This window comes from Malaciobacter sp. (genome assembly GCF_055140965.1).
Map to the genome: position 1 here is coordinate 1 of NZ_JBSRRO010000020.1, position 21,677 is coordinate 21,677.

Annotated in this window: 27 protein-coding genes; 1 reads left to right on the forward strand and 26 read right to left on the reverse strand. The window is 28.4% G+C overall.

The window, feature by feature from the left end:
* Window positions 1-178: 178 nt before the first annotated feature.
* From ACTCCZ_RS07260 to ACTCCZ_RS07350, 19 genes are all read right to left on the reverse strand, one after another.
* A complete protein-coding gene (locus ACTCCZ_RS07260; RefSeq protein WP_079579712.1) occupies window positions 179-874 on the reverse strand; it encodes a 5'-methylthioadenosine/adenosylhomocysteine nucleosidase in 696 nt (231 codons plus the stop codon).
* A complete protein-coding gene (gene fabD / locus ACTCCZ_RS07265) occupies window positions 867-1,799 on the reverse strand; it encodes an ACP S-malonyltransferase (RefSeq protein ID WP_079579713.1) in 933 nt (310 codons plus the stop codon). Before fabD ends, ACTCCZ_RS07260 begins: the two co-directional genes overlap by 8 nt.
* A 130-nt stretch (window positions 1,800-1,929) precedes the next feature.
* Window positions 1,930-2,496, reverse strand: coding sequence for an FKBP-type peptidyl-prolyl cis-trans isomerase (locus ACTCCZ_RS07270; RefSeq protein ID WP_416202246.1), 567 nt, complete (start codon window positions 2,494-2,496; stop codon window positions 1,930-1,932).
* A 16-nt stretch (window positions 2,497-2,512) separates the two neighbouring features.
* A complete protein-coding gene (locus ACTCCZ_RS07275) occupies window positions 2,513-3,484 on the reverse strand; it encodes a tetratricopeptide repeat protein (protein WP_079579715.1) in 972 nt (323 codons plus the stop codon).
* Between the two features lie 23 nt (window positions 3,485-3,507).
* A complete protein-coding gene (locus tag ACTCCZ_RS07280; protein ID WP_079579716.1) occupies window positions 3,508-4,080 on the reverse strand; it encodes an OmpA family protein in 573 nt (190 codons plus the stop codon).
* A gap of 116 nt (window positions 4,081-4,196) precedes the next feature.
* Window positions 4,197-5,465 (reverse strand): Tol-Pal system protein TolB, encoded by a 1,269-nt coding sequence (gene tolB / locus ACTCCZ_RS07285; protein ID WP_079579717.1) that lies wholly within the window; start codon window positions 5,463-5,465, stop codon window positions 4,197-4,199.
* Between the two features lie 5 nt (window positions 5,466-5,470).
* Entirely contained in the window at window positions 5,471-6,226 is a 756-nt protein-coding gene (locus ACTCCZ_RS07290; protein WP_079579718.1) for an energy transducer TonB, read from the reverse strand.
* A gap of 7 nt (window positions 6,227-6,233) precedes the next feature.
* On the reverse strand, window positions 6,234-6,623 hold the full coding sequence (locus tag ACTCCZ_RS07295) for a biopolymer transporter ExbD (RefSeq protein ID WP_079579719.1): 390 nt from the start codon (window positions 6,621-6,623) through the stop codon (window positions 6,234-6,236).
* Between the two features lie 3 nt (window positions 6,624-6,626).
* Window positions 6,627-7,187: a MotA/TolQ/ExbB proton channel family protein gene (locus ACTCCZ_RS07300; protein ID WP_079579720.1), complete on the reverse strand. Its 561-nt coding sequence runs from the start codon at window positions 7,185-7,187 to the stop codon at window positions 6,627-6,629.
* Between the two features lie 9 nt (window positions 7,188-7,196).
* The gene (gene atpC, locus ACTCCZ_RS07305) at window positions 7,197-7,574 is read right to left on the reverse strand and encodes an ATP synthase F1 subunit epsilon (RefSeq protein ID WP_079579721.1); all 378 of its coding nucleotides are present in this window, start codon (window positions 7,572-7,574) and stop codon (window positions 7,197-7,199) included.
* Window positions 7,575-7,583: 9 nt separating this feature from the next.
* On the reverse strand, window positions 7,584-8,984 hold the full coding sequence (gene atpD / locus ACTCCZ_RS07310) for a F0F1 ATP synthase subunit beta (protein WP_079579722.1): 1,401 nt from the start codon (window positions 8,982-8,984) through the stop codon (window positions 7,584-7,586).
* A gap of 18 nt (window positions 8,985-9,002) precedes the next feature.
* On the reverse strand, window positions 9,003-9,890 hold the full coding sequence (gene atpG / locus ACTCCZ_RS07315) for an ATP synthase F1 subunit gamma (RefSeq protein ID WP_079579723.1): 888 nt from the start codon (window positions 9,888-9,890) through the stop codon (window positions 9,003-9,005).
* Window positions 9,891-9,900: 10 nt separating this feature from the next.
* Complete coding sequence (gene atpA, locus ACTCCZ_RS07320; protein WP_079579724.1) at window positions 9,901-11,418, reverse strand: F0F1 ATP synthase subunit alpha; 1,518 nt, start codon at window positions 11,416-11,418, stop codon at window positions 9,901-9,903.
* Window positions 11,419-11,439: 21 nt separating this feature from the next.
* On the reverse strand, window positions 11,440-11,970 hold the full coding sequence (locus ACTCCZ_RS07325) for a F0F1 ATP synthase subunit delta (protein ID WP_079579725.1): 531 nt from the start codon (window positions 11,968-11,970) through the stop codon (window positions 11,440-11,442).
* Entirely contained in the window at window positions 11,970-12,488 is a 519-nt protein-coding gene (locus ACTCCZ_RS07330; protein ID WP_079579726.1) for a F0F1 ATP synthase subunit B, read from the reverse strand. The genes ACTCCZ_RS07325 and ACTCCZ_RS07330 overlap by 1 nt, the downstream gene beginning before the upstream one ends.
* 10 nt (window positions 12,489-12,498) lie before the next feature.
* Window positions 12,499-12,921, reverse strand: coding sequence for a F0F1 ATP synthase subunit B family protein (locus ACTCCZ_RS07335; RefSeq protein ID WP_079579727.1), 423 nt, complete (start codon window positions 12,919-12,921; stop codon window positions 12,499-12,501).
* A 102-nt stretch (window positions 12,922-13,023) separates the two neighbouring features.
* Complete coding sequence (locus ACTCCZ_RS07340; RefSeq protein ID WP_079579728.1) at window positions 13,024-13,893, reverse strand: ParB/RepB/Spo0J family partition protein; 870 nt, start codon at window positions 13,891-13,893, stop codon at window positions 13,024-13,026.
* A gap of 3 nt (window positions 13,894-13,896) precedes the next feature.
* The gene (locus ACTCCZ_RS07345) at window positions 13,897-14,673 is read right to left on the reverse strand and encodes a ParA family protein (protein WP_079579729.1); all 777 of its coding nucleotides are present in this window, start codon (window positions 14,671-14,673) and stop codon (window positions 13,897-13,899) included.
* A complete protein-coding gene (locus ACTCCZ_RS07350) occupies window positions 14,670-15,305 on the reverse strand; it encodes a biotin--[acetyl-CoA-carboxylase] ligase (protein WP_079579730.1) in 636 nt (211 codons plus the stop codon). The genes ACTCCZ_RS07345 and ACTCCZ_RS07350 overlap by 4 nt, the downstream gene beginning before the upstream one ends.
* 82 nt (window positions 15,306-15,387) lie before the next feature.
* Here ACTCCZ_RS07350 and ACTCCZ_RS07355 point away from each other — a divergent pair, with 82 nt between their 5' ends.
* The gene (locus tag ACTCCZ_RS07355; RefSeq protein ID WP_079579731.1) at window positions 15,388-16,281 is read left to right on the forward strand and encodes an AEC family transporter; all 894 of its coding nucleotides are present in this window, start codon (window positions 15,388-15,390) and stop codon (window positions 16,279-16,281) included.
* Between the two features lies 1 nt (window position 16,282).
* Here the strand turns inward: ACTCCZ_RS07355 and ACTCCZ_RS07360 are convergent, their stop codons facing one another.
* The 7 genes from ACTCCZ_RS07360 to ACTCCZ_RS07390 all read right to left on the reverse strand — a co-directional run bounded on the left by ACTCCZ_RS07360 (window position 16,283) and on the right by ACTCCZ_RS07390 (window position 21,646).
* Window positions 16,283-17,647 carry a GAF domain-containing sensor histidine kinase gene (locus ACTCCZ_RS07360; RefSeq protein WP_079579732.1) on the reverse strand — a complete coding sequence of 455 codons (1,365 nt, stop codon included), beginning with the start codon at window positions 17,645-17,647 and terminating at the stop codon, window positions 16,283-16,285.
* Between the two features lie 33 nt (window positions 17,648-17,680).
* The gene (fmt, locus tag ACTCCZ_RS07365) at window positions 17,681-18,604 is read right to left on the reverse strand and encodes a methionyl-tRNA formyltransferase (protein ID WP_079579733.1); all 924 of its coding nucleotides are present in this window, start codon (window positions 18,602-18,604) and stop codon (window positions 17,681-17,683) included.
* Window positions 18,605-18,612: 8 nt separating this feature from the next.
* Window positions 18,613-19,410, reverse strand: coding sequence for a glutamate 5-kinase (gene proB / locus ACTCCZ_RS07370; RefSeq protein WP_079579734.1), 798 nt, complete (start codon window positions 19,408-19,410; stop codon window positions 18,613-18,615).
* On the reverse strand, window positions 19,407-20,498 hold the full coding sequence (obgE, locus tag ACTCCZ_RS07375; protein WP_079579735.1) for a GTPase ObgE: 1,092 nt from the start codon (window positions 20,496-20,498) through the stop codon (window positions 19,407-19,409). Before obgE ends, proB begins: the two co-directional genes overlap by 4 nt.
* Window positions 20,499-20,572: 74 nt before the next feature.
* Window positions 20,573-20,827, reverse strand: coding sequence for a 50S ribosomal protein L27 (rpmA, locus tag ACTCCZ_RS07380; protein ID WP_079579736.1), 255 nt, complete (start codon window positions 20,825-20,827; stop codon window positions 20,573-20,575).
* Between the two features lie 17 nt (window positions 20,828-20,844).
* Window positions 20,845-21,162 (reverse strand): 50S ribosomal protein L21, encoded by a 318-nt coding sequence (gene rplU / locus ACTCCZ_RS07385; protein ID WP_079579737.1) that lies wholly within the window; start codon window positions 21,160-21,162, stop codon window positions 20,845-20,847.
* Between the two features lie 100 nt (window positions 21,163-21,262).
* Window positions 21,263-21,646 (reverse strand): Rid family detoxifying hydrolase, encoded by a 384-nt coding sequence (locus ACTCCZ_RS07390; RefSeq protein ID WP_079579738.1) that lies wholly within the window; start codon window positions 21,644-21,646, stop codon window positions 21,263-21,265.
* Window positions 21,647-21,677: the final 31 nt, after the last annotated feature.

Sequence of the window (21,677 nt, forward strand, 5' to 3'; positions counted from 1 at the left end):
AAATCTTGCCCCTTTGTCAAGGGTTTAAACTTAATATGGGCTTAAATTTTGGAAAACTCTTTCTCTTATTTTTCTTTCTCTATATTTTATGGGGTTTTTATAAGCTTTGAGATTTAATTAATGTTAGTAATTATCTGTTTTAAGATAAAAAGAAAAGAAGAATAGTTTCTTTTCTTTTTTATTTATTTAGTTTTTTAGCTATTTTTAAAATATAATCAGCTGAAATTTCTGCACTTGATTTTAAAAATTCATCAAAATCAAAATTTGCTTCCATATCTGCACTATCAGAAATTGATCTTAATATAAAAAATGGAACATTTAATGAGTCACATATTACAGCAACACTAGCACCTTCCATCTCAAGTGCATCTGCTTTAAATGTATTTTGAATAAAATCTTTTCTTTCATTTGAGTGAACAAACTGATCTCCAGTTGCAATAGTTCCTTCTAAAACTTTTAAAGAGTTCTCTTTTGCTACTTCTTTAGCAATATCTCTTAATTCTTGTGAAGTTTCAACAAAAACTTTTCCTCCTGGAACAAAACCATGGGGATGTCCAAAAGCTGTAATATCTAAATCATGTTGACAAAGTTTATCAGCAATTATAAGATCACCTATTTTTAACTTACTATTTACAGCACCTGCAACACCTGAAAAAAGTAGTGTATCGCAAGAAAATTTTTCTATCATAGTAGTTGCAGTTAAACTTGCAAATACTTTTCCTATTTTTGAGTGTGCTATTACAATATCTAATCCATCTAATGAAACTTCATAATATTTATTATCTGCATATTCAGTAACTTTTATATCTTCAAAGTTTGCTAAAAGAGGTTCAATCTCTTCTTGCATAGCACCCATTATTGCTAATTTATTCATTTAATGCCTCTATAGTTTTTTCTAAAGAACTCATATCACTTACATTTAGAGTTGCTTTTTTTGTAATTTTTCTATTTAAACCTTTTAAAACAATTCCATTACCAAATTCAATAAATAGATCTACATCTGACTCTTTTGATAATATAGAATGCTTATATTTTACAGGATTAATTAACTGTTCTGATAACAAATCTATTGCTTCTTCTTTTGTATTATAAGCTTGTGCTGTAACATTTGAAATAGTATCAACATCAAATGTGTCTAATAAATACTCTTCTAAGTATGGTCTTAAATTTTCTACTGCACTTTCTAGTAATTCACAATGACTTGCAACAGACATATCTAAAACAATAGCTCTTTTTGCTCCAGCTTCTTTAAAAGTATCAACTAAACTTTCCAAATCCTCTTTTAACCCTGCAAGAACCAATTGTCCATCCATATTATAATTTGCTGGCCAAACTTTTAAACCATTTTTTCTTTGATTTTCACATATTTCTTCAACTTTTGTATCATCTAAACCAACAAGAGCCATCATACCAGCACCTGAACCTGAACATGCATCATTCATAAATTTACCTCTTTTATGAACTAGTTCAATTGCATCTAAATAATCAATTGCACCAGCGCTTACAAGTGCTGAAAATTCACCTAGTGAATGTCCTAGTACAAATTCAGGTTTTACATTGCATTTATCTTTAAAAATTGCATTTGCAATTGATGAAACTAATAATATAGCAGGTTGAGTATATTCAGTCTTACTTAACATCTCATTCTCTTCAAAAAGCAATTTTTTAAAATCTATGCCTAATCTATCACTTGCTTTTGAAATCATCTCTTTTGCAATATCACTATTATCAAAAAAATCTTTTCCCATACCAACTTTTTGACTTCCTTGACCTGGAAAAATAAAAGCAACTTTTTTCATATTTTTACCTTATTATAAATTAAGATCTAGTATAAAACTATTTTTTAAAAGTAAATATTACTTCTAAAAAATAGTTTTGCCCAAAAGTGAAACACTTTTGGGCAAAGAAAAACTTAATAAATTTAGATTTTTAGTGACAACCACAACCACCAGATTGACCTTGTGGTTCAGAACTACAACAACCACCTTCAGAACCATGGTCATGGTGTCCACCACCGCAACAACCGCCACCCATAGCAGCCATTCCACCTACAACACCAGTTTCAATTTCTTCATCAGTTGCATCTCTTAAAGAAACAATAGAAACTGAGAACATTAAACTTTTTCCAGCCATTGGATGATTGTAATCAATTGTTACATCACTATCAGTAAATGATTTAACAGTAACTTGAACAGTCTCACCATTTTCACCAGTTCCGTATAAACTCATTCCTTCTTGTAGCTCAATTCCTGCAAATTGCTCTTTTGGTAATGATTGAACAGCTTCTTCATTATACTCACCGTAAGCTTCTTTTGGCTCAACTAAAACATCAGCTTCATCATTTAAATTCATTTCAACTAATTTTTCTTCTAATCCTGGAATAATTTGACCTTTCCCTGAAACAAACTCTAATGGAGCAGCTCCAACATTTGTATCTAAATGCTCACCTGAGTTTGCATCTTTTAATGAATATTCTATTCCTATAACTTTTGACATAATTTCTCCTATAAATTTATAATTTTGATATATTTTTAGTTGCTATTTTTGCTTCTTTTGAATTTGGATAAACATCAATTAATGTACTATAAAATTTAGTAGCATTTTTATAATCTTTAATATTTTCAAAAGATATAGCGCTATGTAGCAACAACCTTGGCATCCAAGAAGCTTTATCATATAAAACTGCAGATTTTTTGAAATAATCAATCGCCTTTTCAAACTTATCCCTGTAATACCACATCTCACCAAGATAGTAGTTACTCTCAGCAGGCTTAAAGTTTAATTCAACTAATTCTTCAAAAATCGGTATAGCTTTTGTAAAATAATCTTTCTTGAATAACTCTTTTGCTTCATTAAGCATCTCTTCTTTTTGCGCGTATGATAACTTTTTTGTTTTAGTAGTTGATTTTGTTTTTACACTAGTTTTTTTACCTAAAGTTTCTTTAAATGCATTAAACTCTTCAACAGTTACAAACTGCTTCATGTTTTTTTTCATTTCACTAAAAGATACATATTCTTTATTAATTTTAATTAACTGTTTTGATAATTTATCTATTGCTTCTTTTAAAGTATCTAGATTTTTTCTATTTTCTGAAGAAATTTCTTCTTGCATTGTTAATAATTGATTTGTAACATTCTTTAAATTTTCAATATCTGTTTTATTTTTTGAAGTAGTATTTTGTATCTCTTCTATTTGTTTAACTATTTTATTTAAAGTAATAACTGTTTTATTTAATTTTTGTGAATCGCCCTCATAAATAGACTCTAATCCATCAATACGCTCACTTACTGTTTCTAAAGTTGTTTTTACACCTTTAAATTTAGTATCAATTTTTCCTAATTCATTCTTATTTTTTAAAATGTATTTTTCTGTAGAATTCAAACCATAAGGTTCATTTGAATTTAAATCTCCAGCTCCAAATACTGAAACTTCATTAGCAAAAGCTAATGAAGACAGCATTATCGTTAGGGTTATTTTTTTCATATTTTATAATACTAATCAGTTAATTATGGTAAAAGCTTATGTTCAGCTCTTCTATTTTTTTGCCAACAATTTTTATTTTTTTCATTACAAACTGGATTACTCTCACCAAAACTTACAAGTGAAATTGAGTCTTCATTTATACCTTCTGAAATAAGTGCATCTTTAGTAGCCTTAGCTCTTTTTAAACCTAATGCATAATTATATTCATCAGTTCCCCACTCATCACAATTACCTTCAATCTTTATTTTTGTAGTCTCTTTAATACCTGAAAGTTTTTGAGCATTATCTTTAGCTTTCTCAATCATGTTAGAGTCTAATTTATATTTATCAAATCCGAAATAGATATTTTCAATAAATACTTTCTCTCCATTAATCATGTAATAGTAACCATTTTCTGCTTTTTCAGACAAAGTATCATTTGAAACTTCTTCTTGAATATTACTATTATCAATATTATCTAAAGTTGCTTCAGAGTTATTAATCTCACTTTGGTTCTCTTGGCTTGCAGAACTTCCATCCATTTCAACATTTTTTTGACTACAACCAGTAAATAAAACTGCTGCAACTAAAAAAGAGTAAATACCAATCTTTTTCATAACATTTCCCTTATTTAAAATTTAACTGATTTTACAAAAATAAAACTTAATTATAAATTACAATAATTACATATAATATATATACTATGCATATTATATAGAGTTATTAAAACTTATTACCAATCAATTGATTGTATTTTCCCACTTCTAAGTGCAAATGTAAATGATTTTTCATAATTTAATCTAATAATACCTAAATAACTTTTTCCATTTATAGTTTTAGTATGTAAAATAGATTCTCCATCTGATGAAAATTTAGGAAATTGGTTAACTCCTGTTGCTGTTAATCTTCTTAAAGAATCGCTTTTTGTTGATACTAAATATAAATTAAAAGTTCTTAAGCCAAACTCATTTGCTTTATCTCTACTTGAATATACCACATAATTTTTATGTGTAGTAACTGCTGAGTTATTAGTTCCATGGTAAACCAATCTTTGAACACCCCTTTGTCCAATTTTTTTAGCAAAAATATTTGGATAATTTAACCTATCAGATACAAAAACTATTTTAGTATCATTTTCAACAAAGTGTGCACCAACATCAATTCCTTTATATGTTGTTAATCTCTGTTTAGTCTTTGTTTTTGTGTCAAATAAATAAATATCAGCTTGACCGTATGGAGATGCAGTTACTAATATTTTTGATTCATCACTACTAATGTCAGAAGCAATAACCATTCCCTCACTTCTCATTATTGTTTCTTTTTTACCAGTATAAAGATTTGCTTTTACTAATGTTGGAACACTATTTACATATGTAGTATAATAGTAGCTATATTGCTTTTTACTAGCCCACTTAGGGAAAATATTTAAGCCTCCACTAACTATTCTTTTTTGATATGTTAAAGTATAATCACCTATATAAATATCAGCTTTTTTTGATTCTTTATATACTGAAAAAATAACAAATTTATCCATCCAATCAATTGATGGAGCATTTAAATATTTATTAATTGAGATTGCCACTCTATGTGATAAAAAAGGGTACCTATTATCTTGTTTTGTTGAGAATGTTTTATTTAAAACTAATGATTTACTATTTATATCAAAAAGCTTAGTATTTAATATAAATCCACCAAAACCACTAATTTGTGAATCAATATTTAAATATAAATCAACCCCTTCTTTTTGAAGTTTATATAAATCAGGTCTTTGATTATAGTTTGTTTTTACATTACTAGAAAGTACTTCAAAGTGTCCACTAACTTTTAAATCTTTTTCAATTACTCTTTTAACTTTAGATAAAAAATTAATATCATTACTATTTTCAGAAATAGAAATAACAATTTTAGGTAGACTTTTAGATTTTTTTACAATCTCTAATTTTGCATCAACCGCAAATGCAATATTAAAAAAACACAATAGTACAACTATCATTTTTTTCATGTTAATTATCCTTTAGATTTAAATGTTACCTCAATATTTGTTTTAGAACCTTTATTATGAGGTGGGTATAAAAGAGCTTTCTGCTGCTGTAAAAACTCTTTTAAAAGAGTATCAAATTTTTCATTAGTAGAATATTTTAAAAATTTATAATCAAAAACTCCATCATTAGAAATTATAACCAAAACCTTAGCTTCTAAGCCATCTTCAATTAATATAGGATTCCATCTTTGTGCTAATATTTCATATATTTTAGAGTAATAAGGATCATTTTCATGATTTGAAGAGGTAGAAATAGATAAATTTCTTTTTTCTGCTTTTACTTCGCCTAACATACTAGATACACTTAAATCACTATTTGTTCTTTTTTCTCTTTCAAATTTTGATTTAAATCTACTTGATACATTTGACGATTTTACATTGTTAACTTCTTTTTTTACAACTTTTGTTTCTGTTGTTTTAACATTTGCAAAAAGAGACTTTAAGTCTGATTTTTGTTCTGAACTTTTAGATGTTGATTTTTTAATAATTTTTTCTTGGGTTTTTTTCTCAATTTTCATTTTAGGTTTATTTTTCACTTCACTATCAGCTAAAACTACATCTAATTTAAATACTGTAGCTTTTTTTGATGAGTCAAATGTTTTAGCATTATTTGAGTCTAAATAAAGTAAAAACAGAACAAATACAAAAATATATATAAATAAAGCTAAAAGGCCAGATAAATAAAAATTTCCTTTATCATAATCTGAAAAAAAGTTAATCATTTAAATCCTAACCATCAGTTATAAGAGAAACTTTAAAAAATCCAGCTTCTTTAATAGTTCTTAATACAAAAATAATATCATCATATACTAAACTTTTATCAGCTCTTATATGTATTGGAGTATTTCTGTCTTTTGATTTTGCATATAAAATAAAACTATCTGCAAAATCTTTTATATCATATTTATTTTTATTTACTTTTACTTCTCTTTTTTCATTGATAAAAACTGTGATTTTTTTTACATCTTGAACTTGTACTGATTTACTTCCACTAGGAAGATTAATCTGTTCTTCAAACTCTAATACTGGTGCTGTAACCATAAGTATTGCTAAAAGAACTAGCATAATATCAACTAGTGGAGTAATATTTAAATCAGGCTTTTGGTTAAAATCATACATTTATTAACCTTTTGCTATTAAAATTTCAGCTTGTGCCTTTATATAAGTATTTAGTTCATAAACTTTTCTTACTAAAATTTGATGAAAAGTATATGCAAAAATTGCAACAAATATACCAGCAGCAGTTGCTACTAAAGCTTCACTAATAGCTGGTGCTATAATTGAAAAACCAACTTTAGAGTGACTAGAAAATTTGGCAAATGATTCTAAAATACCAACAACTGTTCCAAATAAACCTACAAATGGTGCAGTTGAAGAGATAATTGAAAGCCAAGAGATTCCAAAACTAGCATCTTTTATTATTGATATTTCACAAGCTTTTAATATATGCTTTGAAGTTGAACCATTTGAACATTTATATAAAGAGGATAGCGGATTTACTGTTGTATTTCGTGATGTTAAAGACTCAAGTGATTTTTTTTCATTTACAATAAATGAATTTAATGAAAGAAGTCTATATATAAAAATCCAAAAAACTGTTACCAAATAAATAGATAGCAGCACTAACACAAGAATTGCGATAGCGCTACTATTACTTAGATAATCTAATATCGAGTCAATCATATGATATTTCTACGCAAATGAATTGATTTTTGCTTCAACAGAAGCAAGCGAAACATTTGAGTCTTTTACAGAACTAACCAAATCTTTAGCTGCTTCAATATTTTTAGCAATATTAGAGTCTTCACCTTGTGTTAATGCAATAGCACCATCTGCTAATACATCAACTGTACTTTCACTTACTTTAACGTGTCCCCAGTTTATAGCAACAGCCTCAGTAGAATTTGCTTTTTCAATAACAATTACACCAACTGTTAAAGAAGAAACTAATAATGAGTGACCTGGTAAAACACCAAACTCTCCCTCTTTTCCAGGAAGAGTCACTGTTTTAACATCATCATTAAAGATTTCTCCATTTGGCGTAACTATTGATAATCTAATTGTCTCCATAGGCTAACCTTATTTTGATTTCATTTCCTCAGCTTTAGCTAAAGCTTCATCCATTCCACCAACCATATAGAATGCCATTTCAGGAACATCGTCGTACTTACCTTCTAAGATACCTTTGAATCCTTCAATTGTATCTTTAAGTTCAACATATTTACCTGGGCTTCCTGTAAATACTTCTGCTACGAAGAATGGTTGAGATAAGAATTTTTCAATTTTTCTTGCTCTATCAACTACAAGTTTGTCAGCTTCAGATAATTCATCCATACCTAAAATTGCAATAATATCTTGTAAGTCTTTATATTTTTGTAATACTGATTGAACACCTCTTGCTGTTGCATAGTGCTCTTCACCTAATACATCTGCACTTAAAATTCTTGATGTAGAATCTAATGGATCAACTGCTGGATAAATACCTTTTTCTGCAATTTTTCTATTAAGTACTGTTGTTGCATCTAAGTGAGCGAAAACTGAAGCAGGAGCTGGGTCAGTTAAGTCATCCGCTGGTACATATACTGCTTGAACAGAAGTAATAGAACCTTTAGAAGTAGAAGTAATTCTCTCTTGTAAAGCACCCATTTCTCTTGCTAATGTTGGTTGATAACCAACCGCAGATGGAATTCTTCCAAGTAGTGCTGACATCTCAGAACCAGCTTGTGCAAATCTAAAGATATTATCAACGAACATTAATACATCAAGACCTTTTTCATCTCTGAAGTATTCTGCCATTGTAAGACCAGTTAATGCAATTCTATTTCTTGCACCTGGAGGCTCACTCATTTGACCATAACATAATGCAACTTTATCAAGTACATTAGAGTCTTTCATTTCATAGTAAAGGTCATTACCTTCTCTTGTTCTTTCACCTACACCTGCAAATACAGAGTAACCTGAATGTTTAAATGCAACATTGTGAATAAGTTCCATAATAATAACTGTTTTACCAACACCAGCACCACCAAATAGCCCAACTTTACCACCTTTTGAGTATGGTGCAAGTAAGTCAACTACTTTAATACCAGTTTCAAACATCTCTGTTTTAGTAGATTGTTCTTCAAAAGTTGGTGCAGCTCTATGAATAGACCATCTTTCAGCATCTTCAGCGATTGGTTCACCCTCATCAACAGGATCACCAATTACATTAAAGATTCTACCAAGAACAGGCTCACCAACTGGAACCTTAATTGGTCCACCAGTAGCAATACACTCTTGTCCTCTTTTTAAACCTTCTGTCATATCCATAGCAATAGTTCTAACTCTGCTATCGCCAATGTGTGCAGCAACTTCTAATACTAATCTATCATGGTCTGCATCAGAGAAAACAACGTCAATTGCTTCATTGATTTCCGGTAGATATCCGTCGAACTCAACGTCAACAACCGGACCCATTACCTGAATAATTTTACCTTTCATACGGGTAGCTCCTTTATCTTATTTTAATGATTCAACACCACTGATAATCTCTATCAGCTCTGTTGTAATTGCAGCTTGTCTAGCTTTATTATATTCAACTGTTAAAGTATCAACTCTTTCTTTTGCATTATTTGTTGCAGCTTCCATAGCTTGCATTCTTGCAGAATGTTCTGCTGCTAAAGAGTCAATTAATGAATAATACATATTAAAATCTAAGTATTTTGCTGTTAATTCACTTAATACTTCTTCATCATCATCAGGTTCAATATAAAGCATAGAGTTATCTTCTTCTTTAGTTTCAACATTTTCTAAACTAATAGGTAAAAGATCTCTTACTCTTAACTCTTGAGTTAACATATTTAAAAACCCATTATAAACTAAAATTACTTTTTCTGTAATTCCATTGTTAAAATCTTCTACAGCTTCACCAATGAATTCAGAAGCTCTGTCATAATCTGGGGCTGAAGATAAATCTGAAACTTTTTGAGTTAATTCAATACCTTGAAAAGAGAAAAAATCAATTCCCTTTCTTCCAGCAACTCTTAATCTTACTTTTGCACCCTTATTTTCATAATCAGCTTTGATTTTATTAACAGTCTTAATTGTCGCCATATTAAAACCACCGCAAAGACCTTTATCAGCAGTAACAAAAACAATATCTACTGTTTTTGGATTGTCATTAGGAACAAATGCTTTATCAACATTATCATCTTCATGAACTTTGCTAACTCGATTTGCGATATCAGAAAGAACATCATTTATCTTATTTGCATAACTTCTAGCTTGAGCAGATAACTGTCTAGTTCTAGTAAGTTTTGCAGAAGATACAAGCTTCATAGCTTTAGTTGTCTTCTGAGTATTCTTTACACTACCGATTTTTAGTTTAATCTCTTTTAAGTTAGCCATATGCTAATCCTTATTTTGCACTGAATACAGTTTTAAACTCATTTAATGCAGATTTTAATGCAGACTCAATCTCGTCGTCAATCTTTTGTTTTGATTTAATTGATTCTAAAATATTTGAATATTTTTGCTCAAAAAATGCATGTAATTCTTCTTCAAATTTAACAACATCTCCAACAGCAACATCATTTAAATAACCTTTAGTACCAGCATAAATGATAACAATTTGTTTTTCAATAACTAATGGTTTATTAACACCTTGTTTTAGTACTTCAACCATTCTTTGACCAAGCTCAAGCTCTTTTCTTGTTGATTCATCAAGATCAGATGCAAACTGTGCAAATGCCTCAAGTTCTCTATATTGAGCAAGAGATAATTTTAATGTACCAGCAACTTGCTTAGTAGCTTTAATTTGTGCAGAACCACCAACTCTTGATACTGATAAACCAACATTAATAGCAGGTCTAATACCAGAGTTAAAAAGGTTAGTTTCTAAGAAGATTTGACCATCTGTAATAGAAATAACATTTGTTGGAATATATGCAGCAACATCACCTGCTTGAGTTTCAATAATAGGTAAAGCAGTCATTGACCCAGCACCTAATTCATCACTCATTTTAGCAGCTCTTTCTAATAATCTTGAGTGTAGATAGAATACATCCCCTGGGAATGCTTCTCTACCTGGAGGTCTTCTTAATAATAAAGACATTTCTCTATATGCAACTGCATGTTTTGATAAATCATCATAAACAATTAATGCATGTTTTCCATTGTCTCTAAAATATTCACCAATAGTCACACCTGTATATGGAGCTAAAAACTGTAAAGCTGAAGATTCAGAAGCACCAGCATTTACAACAATTGTATAATCCATTGCACCAGCTTCTTCTAATGTTCTTACAACATTAGCTACAGAAGATGATTTTTGTCCAATTGCAACATAAATACAAACAACATCTTCACCTTTTTGATTAAGAATTGTATCAATTGCAACTGTTGATTTACCAGTTTGTCTATCACCAATAATAAGTTCTCTTTGCCCTCTACCAATTGGAACAAGTGCATCAATTGCTTTAATACCAGTTTGTAATGGTTCATGTACAGATTTTCTTGCCATAATTCCAGGAGCTTTTTCTTCAACAAATCTTTTTTCTGTTGATTCAATAGCACCTTTTCCATCAATAGGTTCACCAAGAGCATTAACAACTCTTCCCACCATAACTTCACCAACTGGTGTTTCTAGTAATTTACCTAATCTTTTACAAGAAGTACCTTCAGTAAGACCTTCTCCATTACCAAGAACAACAACACCAACTGCTGATTCTTCTAAGTTAGAAGCTAATCCTCTTTCCCCATTTTCAAACTCTACAAGTTCACCAGCCATAACATTTTTTAGCCCGTAAACTTGAGCAATACCATCTGCAAAAGAGATGATTTTACCAGTTTCATTTACATCTACGTTTAATTCAAAGTTTTCGATTCTTTCTTTTATAATAGAACTGATTTCATCAGCTTGAATCTTTGCACCCATTCAAATTCTCCTTTATAAGTTCTAAACTGCTTTTAAAATATGATCAATCATTTGAGATTTTAATCTATCTTTTGAAAAAGATATTTCAACCCCAAGTCCATCAATATCAACTTTAATACCATTATAATCACAAATATTTTGTGATAATGATAAATCTACATTAAATTTTTTACTAAACTCTTTTTCAATTGATGAAATATATTCTGCAGCTAACTCTTTATTTGTATAAATTACTCCATTATACGAGTTATTAATAACAGCAAGTTGAGTTTCTAACTCATTTGCAATTACGGGAATAATATCTAATCTTTTGTTATTACTTAGTAATTTAATAAGATTTTGTAAAGTGTCACTACAATTATCTACAAGCGAGATAATTAACTCAACTTTATCACTATTTTTTACTTCAGTAGATGATATAATAGCTATAAATTTAGCATCATTATAAGCTGAAGAAATCTCTTTTAACTCTTTGCTAATAGCAGTTATAGAGTCAATATCTCTTCCATCTAATAAAGCTTTTACATATCTTTTTGCTACTAAATCAATCATTATGCTACCTTCTTAAGTACAATATTTGATAACTCTTCTTGAGTTAATTCTACATCGCCTGAATTAAATAGCTCTTCAAGAACTTCAGCAACAACTTCTTTTTTTGCTTTTCTTACTTCAATATTCATTTTTTCATCGAAGTTTTTTTCTAGTTGAGCAATTTCAGCATCAACAGTAGCTGCAACTTTTTGCTTGATTGAATCAACATCTGTTTTTGCATTTTCTACAATTTCTGCAGCAAGTACTTTTGCTTCTTCTAATTGTTTATTAGCAGAATCAATTTTACTTTGAGAAGCTTTTAAAGTATCTTGTACTTTATCAAGCTCTGCTTGAACAGATAAGCTTCTATCTGCAAAAAAAGCTTTAATTTTATCAGCAAGTAAGTACCATAAAATTCCAGCAAAAATTATAAAGTTAACGGTTCTTTGAATAATATCGTAATCAGTTTCCGCACCTTCACCACTAGCAAGTAATGCAATTGGACTTAAAGCTAAACCTAATAGTAATATTTTTTTCACTTTAATTCCTTTATATCGAGCTAAGCTTAGCTTTTAGGCTCTCATTAAATTGAGGCATAGAAGCTATTAATGAATCTTTTAATGCTTTTGTGTCATTTTGCAAGCTTTTAGCAAATTCATCAGATTTCTCTTCTAAATTAACTTTTGCATTTGCAAGTTTCGCATCAGCACTCTCTTTTGCTTCATTGTAAGCTTTTTCTCTTATTGTAGCTGCTTCTTTTTTTGCAGCAGCAATTACATCATTTGCTTCAGCCAGCATGCCATCTACATTTGCACTATTTGATTTCGCATTCTCTAAATCTCTTTTAATAGAATCTGCTCTATCATCCATATGCTTTAGTAGAGGCTTGAATAGACAACTGTTTAGTCTGGCAACAACTAACAAAAAGATGATACCAGAGCTAAGCAACAATACAGGACTTATGTCTAACATTCATTCCTCCATATTTATACAGTTTAGTTTGACTAAAACTGATTAATTTTATCAAAAATATTTATAAAATTGTATTAAAATGAAGGATAATGTCGCTTAAATTTATAAAGTGTTACGAAAATAATTAGAAATCTTTTCTATATCTTCTTGAGAAGTTATTTCAATCTTAAAATAATCTTTTTCAGCTTTAACTTTTAAGTCATTTTCTTTCAAAGTTTTTAAAACATTATTTAAAGGTTTAAAATCATAGTTTTTATTTTTTTTACTATTTTGTACTTTTTTTGTACTAGGTTCTTTTATTTGTTTTACTAATTTTTCTGTTTCTCTAACTGACAATTTTTGTCCAACAATTGAATCAGCTACAACTTTTTGTTGTTCTTCGTCTAAACCAAGCATTATCTTTGCATGACCTGCACTAATTTTACTATTTGCTAACAATTGTTGTACATATGAACTAAGTTGTAAAAGTCTTAAAGTATTAGTAATCGATGTTCTACTTTTGAACACTTTTTTTGATAATTCATCATGAGTAATATTATGATCATTTATTAATTGTGCATATGAATAAGCAAGTTCAATAATATTTAAATCATCTCTTTGAATATTTTCAATTAAAGCTAACTCTCTTAGTTTAAACTCTTCTACATCAAGAACAATTGATTTAATCTTATCAATCTTTGCAAGTTTATGCGCTCTTAATCTTCTTTCACCTGAAATCAAAGTAAAACTAGTATCACTATCTTGTATTACAACAATTGGTTGTAATAATCCATGCTCAATTATTGAATCACTTAACTCTTTTAATTTATCTTCATCAAAAATTTTTCTTGGTTGATTTGGATTAGATTTAATTAATTTAGTTTCAATCTCTACAATTGTACCAATTTTTTCTAATGTATCTTTTCCTGAACCATTTTCATAAGCAATTTCTACTTCACCAAGTAATTCTCCAAGTCCTCTTCCTAATGCCATATTCTATCCTGCTATTGCTCTTGCTAAATTTGTATATGCTTTTGTACCAGTTGCACTTGCATCATAAAGCATAATTGGTTTTCCAAAACTTGGACTCTCTGCAAGTTTAATATTTCTTGGAATAACAACATAAGATGTTTCATCTATCTTAAAAAGTTTACTTTCAAAATGTTGTGCTAAATCTGCGAACACTTGTTTTGAAAGATTATTTGTAGAACTATACATTGTAGGTAAAAAACCTCTTATTTGTAACTGTCTATTAATTGTTTGCTTAACAAGTTTAATAGTATTAAGTAATTGAGCTAAACCCTCAAGTGCAAAAAATTCACACTGAATTGGTATAAGAACTGAATTTGAAGCACTTAATGTGTTTATTGTAATTGGCCCAAGTGCAGGAGGTGAATCAATAATTATATAATCAAAATCTTTTTTAATTGGATCAATTTTTCTTTTTAAAATCAATTCTCTATCTTTATTATCTTTATAAAACTCTTTTTCAATTCCTACTAAGCCAATATTTGAAGGTGCAACTTTTAGATTTTCAATTTCTGAATCTAAAACTATTTCACTTAATTCTTTAGTTCCTAACATTACATGATACAAATTATATTCATATGTATCTCTATGAAAACCCAAACTAGTTGTAGCGTTAGATTGTGGATCCGCATCAATTAAAAGTACTTTTTTACCTCTTAAAGCCAAAGCTGCACTTAAATTTACGGCTGTAGTCGTTTTTCCTACACCACCTTTTTGATTTGCTATTGATATTATTTCTGTCATCGTAAACTAAAAACCTTTTTTTTATCTATATTTATAGAACCATCACTATTTAAAATAGCTTTTTCTAATGATTTTTTCTTATTGTTGATCGTAACATGGAATTTTCTACTATTTTGAAATTCTACCTTAAAATCACTAAAAATTTGCTTCCATGAAGTCTTATTTTTTATTTTATTAAAATAGTCTTGAAGAGTTTTATCAATATCAATATTAATATCTAATTTACCAAACTCATTATTAACAAATTTTAAATTCAAACCTATTCCACAAAGCACGATATCATTGGATATAGTTGTAATTGTTCCACCTATTTTTTTATTATTTATATAAAAATCATTGGGCCATTTTATCCAAACATTTGAACCTTTATTTTTCAATATAATTTTTAATAAATATGAAAAATAGATTGAACAACTTTGAAGTGGCAAATCATCTGTTAATTGTTCTTTTTTAAATGCAAAAGAAAAAAATAGATTCCCCTCAATTCCACTCCAACTATTTCCTCTACTACCTACTCCATTTGTTTGTAAATTAGCTACTATACATACAGGTTCAAACTCATTTATATTTTTTATATACTCTTTTAAGTAAGTATGTGTAGAATCTACTTCTTTTAACTTTAGAATTTTCATAAAATATTATACAAAAAGTTACTACAAGAATAAATTAATACTATTATATATATAATATTTCAAAATCACAAAAGAGAGTTTTATGCTAGATCCAGTGTTACCAATAGCTATGTATTTATTACTTGGCTATTTATTTAAAATATATTTTAAAGATAACTCAAAAGAGCTAATTGAGTTTATTATTTACTTTTCACTTCCTGCAATTGTATTTAATAAAATCTACAATTTAGAGTTAACATTTGAGATATTTAAGTTAATAGTTATGTTTAATGCAATAATCTTTTTAAACCTTATACTTGCATTTATACTTGGTAAGTTTTTAAAACTTGAAAAAAAGTTATTTGCCACATTTATTATTGTTGCTACTTTTGGTAATACTTCATTTATTGGTTTTTCATACATTGATGCTTTTTATGGTCAAGACTATGTAGTTTATGCCCTAATTTATGATTTGTTTGGTTCTTTTTTAATTCTAGTTAGCTTAGGGATGATAATAATAAATTGGGGAAGTGGGCAACAAGTTAATTTTAGAGCAATTTTAAAAAGTGTTTTATATTTTCCACCCATTATTATGTTTTTTATAACTATTTTTACTAAGTTATTTGAACTACCTATTTTTATCATAAACACAACTGAAACATTAGGTGCAACACTTGTTCCTCTTGCTATGATTGCAATAGGAATGAAGCTTCAAATAAAAAATATTTTTTATAAATTTAAAGTTGTTTTTACTGCTATGTTATTAAAAATGATACTTGTACCTTTAATAGTATATTTGGCTTTTTTAATATTTTACAATATTAATGATACTTGGAGTAAAGTTACAATAGTAGAAGCAGCAATGCCACCTATGACAATGGCTGTTGTTTTAGCTATTAAAGGAGGACTTGATGAAACTTTTGCAATAAATGCTTTAGTTTTAGGAGTTTTGGGAAGTTTATTAACAGTTACTGGTTTTTATTACTTTTTAGCTTAGACTAAAAAGTAATAGTAAAGCAAGCACCTTTATAATTTTTATCATTAAAAGTAAATTCTTCATTTGAAACACTTATTGTAGCATCCATATGCTTTTCAATAATCTCTTTTACCATAAAAAGTCCTATTCCTGTTCCACCAATTTTTGATTTTGTAGTAAAGTGTTGTAAAAATATTTTATCTAAAAGTTTAGTTGGAATACCCTTGGCATTGTCTTTTATTTGAAGAATATTTTTATTGTTCTTTTTATATATATCAATAAATATATATCTTTTTTCTTCAACACTTACATTTTCAACAAGTGCATCTTTTGCGTTTGTAAGTAAATTTAAAAGAGATTGAGTAAACTCATTTCTCAAGCCATATGCAGTTAATTCTTCATCAAGATTTAAAACAAATTTTATATAAGAACTACTCATTGTTGCAATAGATAAAGATACACTTTTTTGTACAGCATCTGCTAAATTAAAGTGCTCTTTTGCTCTATCAACTTTATAAAAACTTCTAAAATCATCTATTGTTTGAGAGAGATATTTTGTTGTATCAACTATTTGTTTGAGTTGTGTTATCCCTTTATCTTTTTCAAAGTTTTTCATCTCTAAATCCAAAGACATTCCACTAGCAATTGTACTAATACTACTTAAAGGTTGTCTCCATTGGTGAGCAATATTCCCTATCATTTCTCCCATACTTGCCATTTTTGACTGATGAAAAATAATAGCACTCATCTTTTCATTTTCTTTAACTTCTTTTTCTACTCTTGATTCAAGTTTTTTATTAGCATCTTCTAACTGCTTATTTAATCTTTTTAATTTTTGTACATCGTTTTGTGCTTTTGCAATAGAAAGAGATATAAAAGAGCTAATCATTGAGACAATGTCTTTATCTTTTTTAGTAAAAACATCAATCTTTTTATCACTTTTTTTATTTAAAAGCTGAATAACACCTAATTTTGTTTTTTCTCTTGGATGAATTAAAGGAACGGTAATAATTGAGTAAGTTTTATAATCAAATATTTCATCAAACTCTTTTACTCCTAAAAGCTCATAATCTGTTGTTTTGTATGCATTATCGATTATTATAATTTTATTTAACTGTAAAGATTCAACAGCTAAATATTTTCTAGAATCATTTAAAGGTAGTTTTAAATCTTTTATATTGCAGTATTGCTTAAAAATATTTTCATAAGTTAAAGCATCATTTTGAAATACATGAAAGGCTAAGTGGTCTTTTTCTTTCATATATATACTTCCAGCTTCACAAGAGACAAGCTCTCTTGTGTGTTTTAAAATTTCATGTAGTAATACATCCAAATCTTCAATTGTAAAAATACTCAAATCATAAAAATGCTTTAATTCTTTATCCATATACTTTACTCTTTTTTCATATTCTAATAGATATTAGATTAAAGTATCATTTACAGCTAACCTCTTTCCTCTTAAGTAATCTGTAATATTTACAGCTTTTTTTGAAGGAGCTTGAACTGTACTTACTTTTATTGAGCCTTTAGCACAAGCTATAATTGCAAAATTTTCATTAATATCTAAAATTTTTCCTTCTGCGTTTACTGAAGTAGTTTCATTTAATTCTACTTCTTTTAGTTTTAAACCACTTTGTAAAAAAATACCTGGCCAAAAACAGTAAGCTTTATATTTTAAGTAGAGTTTTCTTGAGTCATTAAAAGATACTAAGCCATCATCTTTTTTAATTTTTTTACAAAAACTAACTTCTGAATTATTCTGTTTTTTAGCTTCAATTTTTTCATAATTATCAAGTGTTGTAATTGTTAAACTAGCAGCTATATTCGATAATTTATTAAATACTTCATCAACTAACATATTTTCTGTCAATTTTAAATACTGTATTCCAAGAATATCTCCACTATCAAGTCCTTCTTCCATAAGCATTGAAGTTACACCAGTATATTTATCATCATTTAAAATTGATTCTTGTATAGGACTTGCTCCTCTATACTTTGGTAAAATAGAAGCATGTAAGTTTATGCAAGGAGCAATATTTAAAATCTCTTTTGGTAAAATTTGTCCATAAGCTGCAACAATTATAAAATCAGGATTTAAGTTTTTTAAAATATCTACCATTTCAATATTATTTTTCAAGCTTATTGGTTGATAAATTGGCAAATCAATACTATTATCAATACAATATTTTTTAATATGAGGAGGTGTTAAAATCTGTTTTCTTCCAACTTTTTTATCAGGCTGAGTAAATAGTGCTAAAATTTCATATGAATCATTTTTTATTAGCTTATCAAAGATTATTGTTGCATAATCAGGTGTTCCCATAAATACAATTTTTTTAGACATTTTATCTCCTATTTTGATTTAAATAGTGTTCCACTAATATGATTATCATTTAATAAAAAATCATAGGCATTTGTTAAATCAAATCCAGAAGACATATACATAGGTATATTTCTATTCATTAAAAAATTTGCAGCTTTTAATTTAGTAACAATTCCACCTGTAGCAAACTCTGAGTTTGGAGTATGAACCATTTGAAGTTCACTCTCTTCTATATTTGTAACAATCTTTTGCATTTTTGCATCTTCATACTCTCTTGGATTTTTATCATAATAACCATCAATATCTGATAATATAACTAAAAGATCAGCATTAAAATAGTAAGCAACATGAGCAGCTAATTGGTCATTATCTCCAAAAAGCAGTTCATCATTTGCAATAACATCATTTTCATTAATGATTGGTATTACATTATTTGAAAGTAGTATTTCCATTACTTTTTGAGCATTTCTTGTTCTTTTTCTTGAATCAAAATCGTTTTCAATTAAAAGCATTTGAGCACAAATTATACCATAATCACGAAATCTTTTTTTATAGTTTTTCATTAGTAAAGGTTGCCCTATTGCTGCTAAAGCCTGTCTATTTGCAATTTGTGTTTTATCTAATTGAAGTTTAGTATTTCCAGCACCAACTGCACCAGAACTTACTAATATAAGTTCATATTTTTTTTCATTTTTAAGCTTTGAGATTAAGTCTACTAAATTACTTAATCTTTCCAAAGCTAATTCATTATTTTGAGTTAGAACAGCTGTTCCAACTTTAATAACAATTCTTTTTTTTTCAAGCAAAGTTTCACTATCTTCTATCATTTATTTTTACCTAAAAATTCATAAAGTGCATAACCTATTGACTTTGTATTTAAATGTGTTACAGAAGATATAGGTAGTACAAAATATGGTTTGTTTTTATCATATCTATTCATTGTCAAATCTTGAATATAATAAGGATATTGTTTATCAAATCCAAACTCATTTGAGTTTGAAACTTCTAAATCTAACTCAGTTATAAACTCATTTATATCTTTCATTAAATCTTCACCATAATATGCATCAACCTTTGTTAGTGCAATTGCATAATTTCTTCCACTAAGTTCAACTGAAAACTTTTTAAGCTCTTCTTTTAAAACCTTAAATTGTTCTATAATTGTTCTATGATTAGATACATCAATAGTAAAAAGAAGTGTTTTTGTTCTTTCAATATGTTTTAAAAACTCAATTCCAAGACCTCTTCCATCACTTGCACCATCAATAATTCCAGGTATATCAGCCATAACAAATGAACTATATTCCCCTACTTCAACAACTCCTAATTTTGGAGTTAAAGTAGTAAACTCATAATTTGCAACCTCAGGTTCTGCATTAGAAATTGTTGATATTAATGTAGATTTTCCTACATTTGGATATCCAACTAAACCAACATCTGCAATTAGTTTCAATTCTAATCTTATCTCTTTTGTTTCACCTGGAAGTCCTGGTTGAAAGTAAGTTGGTCTTTGATTTCTAGAGTTTTTAAAGTGAACATTACCAAGTCCACCTTTTCCACCTTCTAAAAATTTAACTTCTTGCCCCTCTTCTAAAAGATCTAATAATACTTCTTTTGTATCTGCATCAATTACTTGTGTTCCAGGAGGTACTGTAAGTGTAAGTGCAGGTGCTGATTTTCCAGTCATCTTTTTACCCATACCTTGCTTTCCATTTTCGGCTTTAAGTACAGTTTTACCTTTATACCAAGAAAGAGTATCAGTGTTATTATCTACTTTAAAATAAACATCTCCACCTTTTCCTCCATCTCCCCCATCAGGACCACCTTTTACAACAAATTTCTCTCTTCTAAAAGAGGCACAACCTTGACCACCTTTTCCAGATGAAATTTTAAATTTTACACTATCTATAAACACTTTTTTCTCCTAAACTAAAAAAGGGTGTAGGCAAAGCCATACACCCTTTTAAAAAGCAGCTAATACCTCAAAAATTATGAAGCGTAAACTGATACTTTTTTTCTTTTTTTATCTTTAACTTCGAACTTAACTACACCGTCGATTAAAGAAAAAATAGTATGGTCTTTACCAATTCCTACATTTTCTCCAACATGTACTTTAGTTCCTCTTTGTCTTACAATGATGTTACCAGCTCTTACTGTTTGACCACCAAATTTTTTTACACCAAGTCTTTTACCAGCTGAATCTCTATTATTCTGTGTACTACCTTGACCTTTCTTGTGAGCCATCGTTTATCTCCTTAAAATTATGCAGCGATTTTAGTAATTTTAATTTTTGTGAAGCTTTTTCTAAAACCTCTTTTTAATTTACTATCTTTTCTTCTTCTTTTTTTGTAAATGATAACTTTTCTATCTCTATTTACACCTGTACCATCAAGTACAACTTCTGCTTCAACTTTTGCAGATGAAACAGCGTCACCTGTTTTAAGTTCTCCGTCATTAACTGCAAGAACATCTGAAATTTCTAAAGTTTCTTTAGCAACTTTTCCTAAATAATCAACATTTAGGATATCACCTTCTTGAACTTTATATTGCTTTCCAGCACATTTAATAATTGCGTACATTACTTATCCTCTAACTATCTATATCTATCAAATACGTATTTTTTTGTGAAGCGAAATACTATCTTATATTAGTTTAAACTTTGTTTAAGCGAAAATATTTTTATTGATAATCGTATGGTAAAGCGATTACATCCATCTCTATTAATACATTTTTTGGTAATGTTTTAACAGCAATTGTACTTCTAACAGGCTTGTGTTCACCGAACGCTTCAGCATACAATACATTAACTATACCAAAATCTTCCATATTTTCCAAATAAATTGAAACTTTTATTACTTTATCCATGCTACTTTGACAATCTTCTAATAACATTCTGATATTTTCTAAAACTTGTCTTGTTTGCTTTTTAATATCATTTTCTACTAATTCACCATTTGCTTTTAATGGGATTTGTCCTGATGTATAAATTAAACCATTTGCTTTAATTGCTTGTGAATAAGGTCCAATTGCAGCTGGTACTCTATTTGTATGCAAAAACTCCATTTTTCTTCCTCTAAAATTTTTTAAGTATTTT

Excerpts from the sequence above, each read along its gene's own strand:
- ACTCCZ_RS07260 (WP_079579712.1), bottom strand. The coding sequence starts at position 874 with ATGAATAAATTAGCAATAATGGGTGCTATGCAAGAAGAGATTGAACCT.
- fabD (WP_079579713.1), bottom strand. The coding sequence starts at position 1,799 with ATGAAAAAAGTTGCTTTTATTTTTCCAGGTCAAGGAAGTCAAAAAGTT.
- ACTCCZ_RS07270 (WP_416202246.1), bottom strand. The coding sequence starts at position 2,496 with ATGTCAAAAGTTATAGGAATAGAATATTCATTAAAAGATGCAAACTCA.
- ACTCCZ_RS07275 (WP_079579715.1), bottom strand. The coding sequence starts at position 3,484 with ATGAAAAAAATAACCCTAACGATAATGCTGTCTTCATTAGCTTTTGCT.
- ACTCCZ_RS07280 (WP_079579716.1), bottom strand. The coding sequence starts at position 4,080 with ATGAAAAAGATTGGTATTTACTCTTTTTTAGTTGCAGCAGTTTTATTT.
- tolB (WP_079579717.1), bottom strand. The coding sequence starts at position 5,465 with ATGAAAAAAATGATAGTTGTACTATTGTGTTTTTTTAATATTGCATTT.
- ACTCCZ_RS07290 (WP_079579718.1), bottom strand. The coding sequence starts at position 6,226 with ATGATTAACTTTTTTTCAGATTATGATAAAGGAAATTTTTATTTATCT.
- ACTCCZ_RS07295 (WP_079579719.1), bottom strand. The coding sequence starts at position 6,623 with ATGTATGATTTTAACCAAAAGCCTGATTTAAATATTACTCCACTAGTT.
- ACTCCZ_RS07300 (WP_079579720.1), bottom strand. The coding sequence starts at position 7,187 with ATGATTGACTCGATATTAGATTATCTAAGTAATAGTAGCGCTATCGCA.
- atpC (WP_079579721.1), bottom strand. The coding sequence starts at position 7,574 with ATGGAGACAATTAGATTATCAATAGTTACGCCAAATGGAGAAATCTTT.
- atpD (WP_079579722.1), bottom strand. The coding sequence starts at position 8,984 with ATGAAAGGTAAAATTATTCAGGTAATGGGTCCGGTTGTTGACGTTGAG.
- atpG (WP_079579723.1), bottom strand. The coding sequence starts at position 9,890 with ATGGCTAACTTAAAAGAGATTAAACTAAAAATCGGTAGTGTAAAGAAT.
- atpA (WP_079579724.1), bottom strand. The coding sequence starts at position 11,418 with ATGGGTGCAAAGATTCAAGCTGATGAAATCAGTTCTATTATAAAAGAA.
- ACTCCZ_RS07325 (WP_079579725.1), bottom strand. The coding sequence starts at position 11,970 with ATGATTGATTTAGTAGCAAAAAGATATGTAAAAGCTTTATTAGATGGA.
- ACTCCZ_RS07335 (WP_079579727.1), bottom strand. The coding sequence starts at position 12,921 with ATGTTAGACATAAGTCCTGTATTGTTGCTTAGCTCTGGTATCATCTTT.
- ACTCCZ_RS07340 (WP_079579728.1), bottom strand. The coding sequence starts at position 13,893 with ATGGCATTAGGAAGAGGACTTGGAGAATTACTTGGTGAAGTAGAAATT.
- ACTCCZ_RS07345 (WP_079579729.1), bottom strand. The coding sequence starts at position 14,673 with ATGACAGAAATAATATCAATAGCAAATCAAAAAGGTGGTGTAGGAAAA.
- ACTCCZ_RS07350 (WP_079579730.1), bottom strand. The coding sequence starts at position 15,305 with ATGAAAATTCTAAAGTTAAAAGAAGTAGATTCTACACATACTTACTTA.
- ACTCCZ_RS07355 (WP_079579731.1), top strand. The coding sequence starts at position 15,388 with ATGCTAGATCCAGTGTTACCAATAGCTATGTATTTATTACTTGGCTAT.
- ACTCCZ_RS07360 (WP_079579732.1), bottom strand. The coding sequence starts at position 17,647 with ATGGATAAAGAATTAAAGCATTTTTATGATTTGAGTATTTTTACAATT.
- fmt (WP_079579733.1), bottom strand. The coding sequence starts at position 18,604 with ATGTCTAAAAAAATTGTATTTATGGGAACACCTGATTATGCAACAATA.
- proB (WP_079579734.1), bottom strand. The coding sequence starts at position 19,410 with ATGATAGAAGATAGTGAAACTTTGCTTGAAAAAAAAAGAATTGTTATT.
- rpmA (WP_079579736.1), bottom strand. The coding sequence starts at position 20,827 with ATGGCTCACAAGAAAGGTCAAGGTAGTACACAGAATAATAGAGATTCA.
- rplU (WP_079579737.1), bottom strand. The coding sequence starts at position 21,162 with ATGTACGCAATTATTAAATGTGCTGGAAAGCAATATAAAGTTCAAGAA.
- ACTCCZ_RS07390 (WP_079579738.1), bottom strand. The coding sequence starts at position 21,646 with ATGGAGTTTTTGCATACAAATAGAGTACCAGCTGCAATTGGACCTTAT.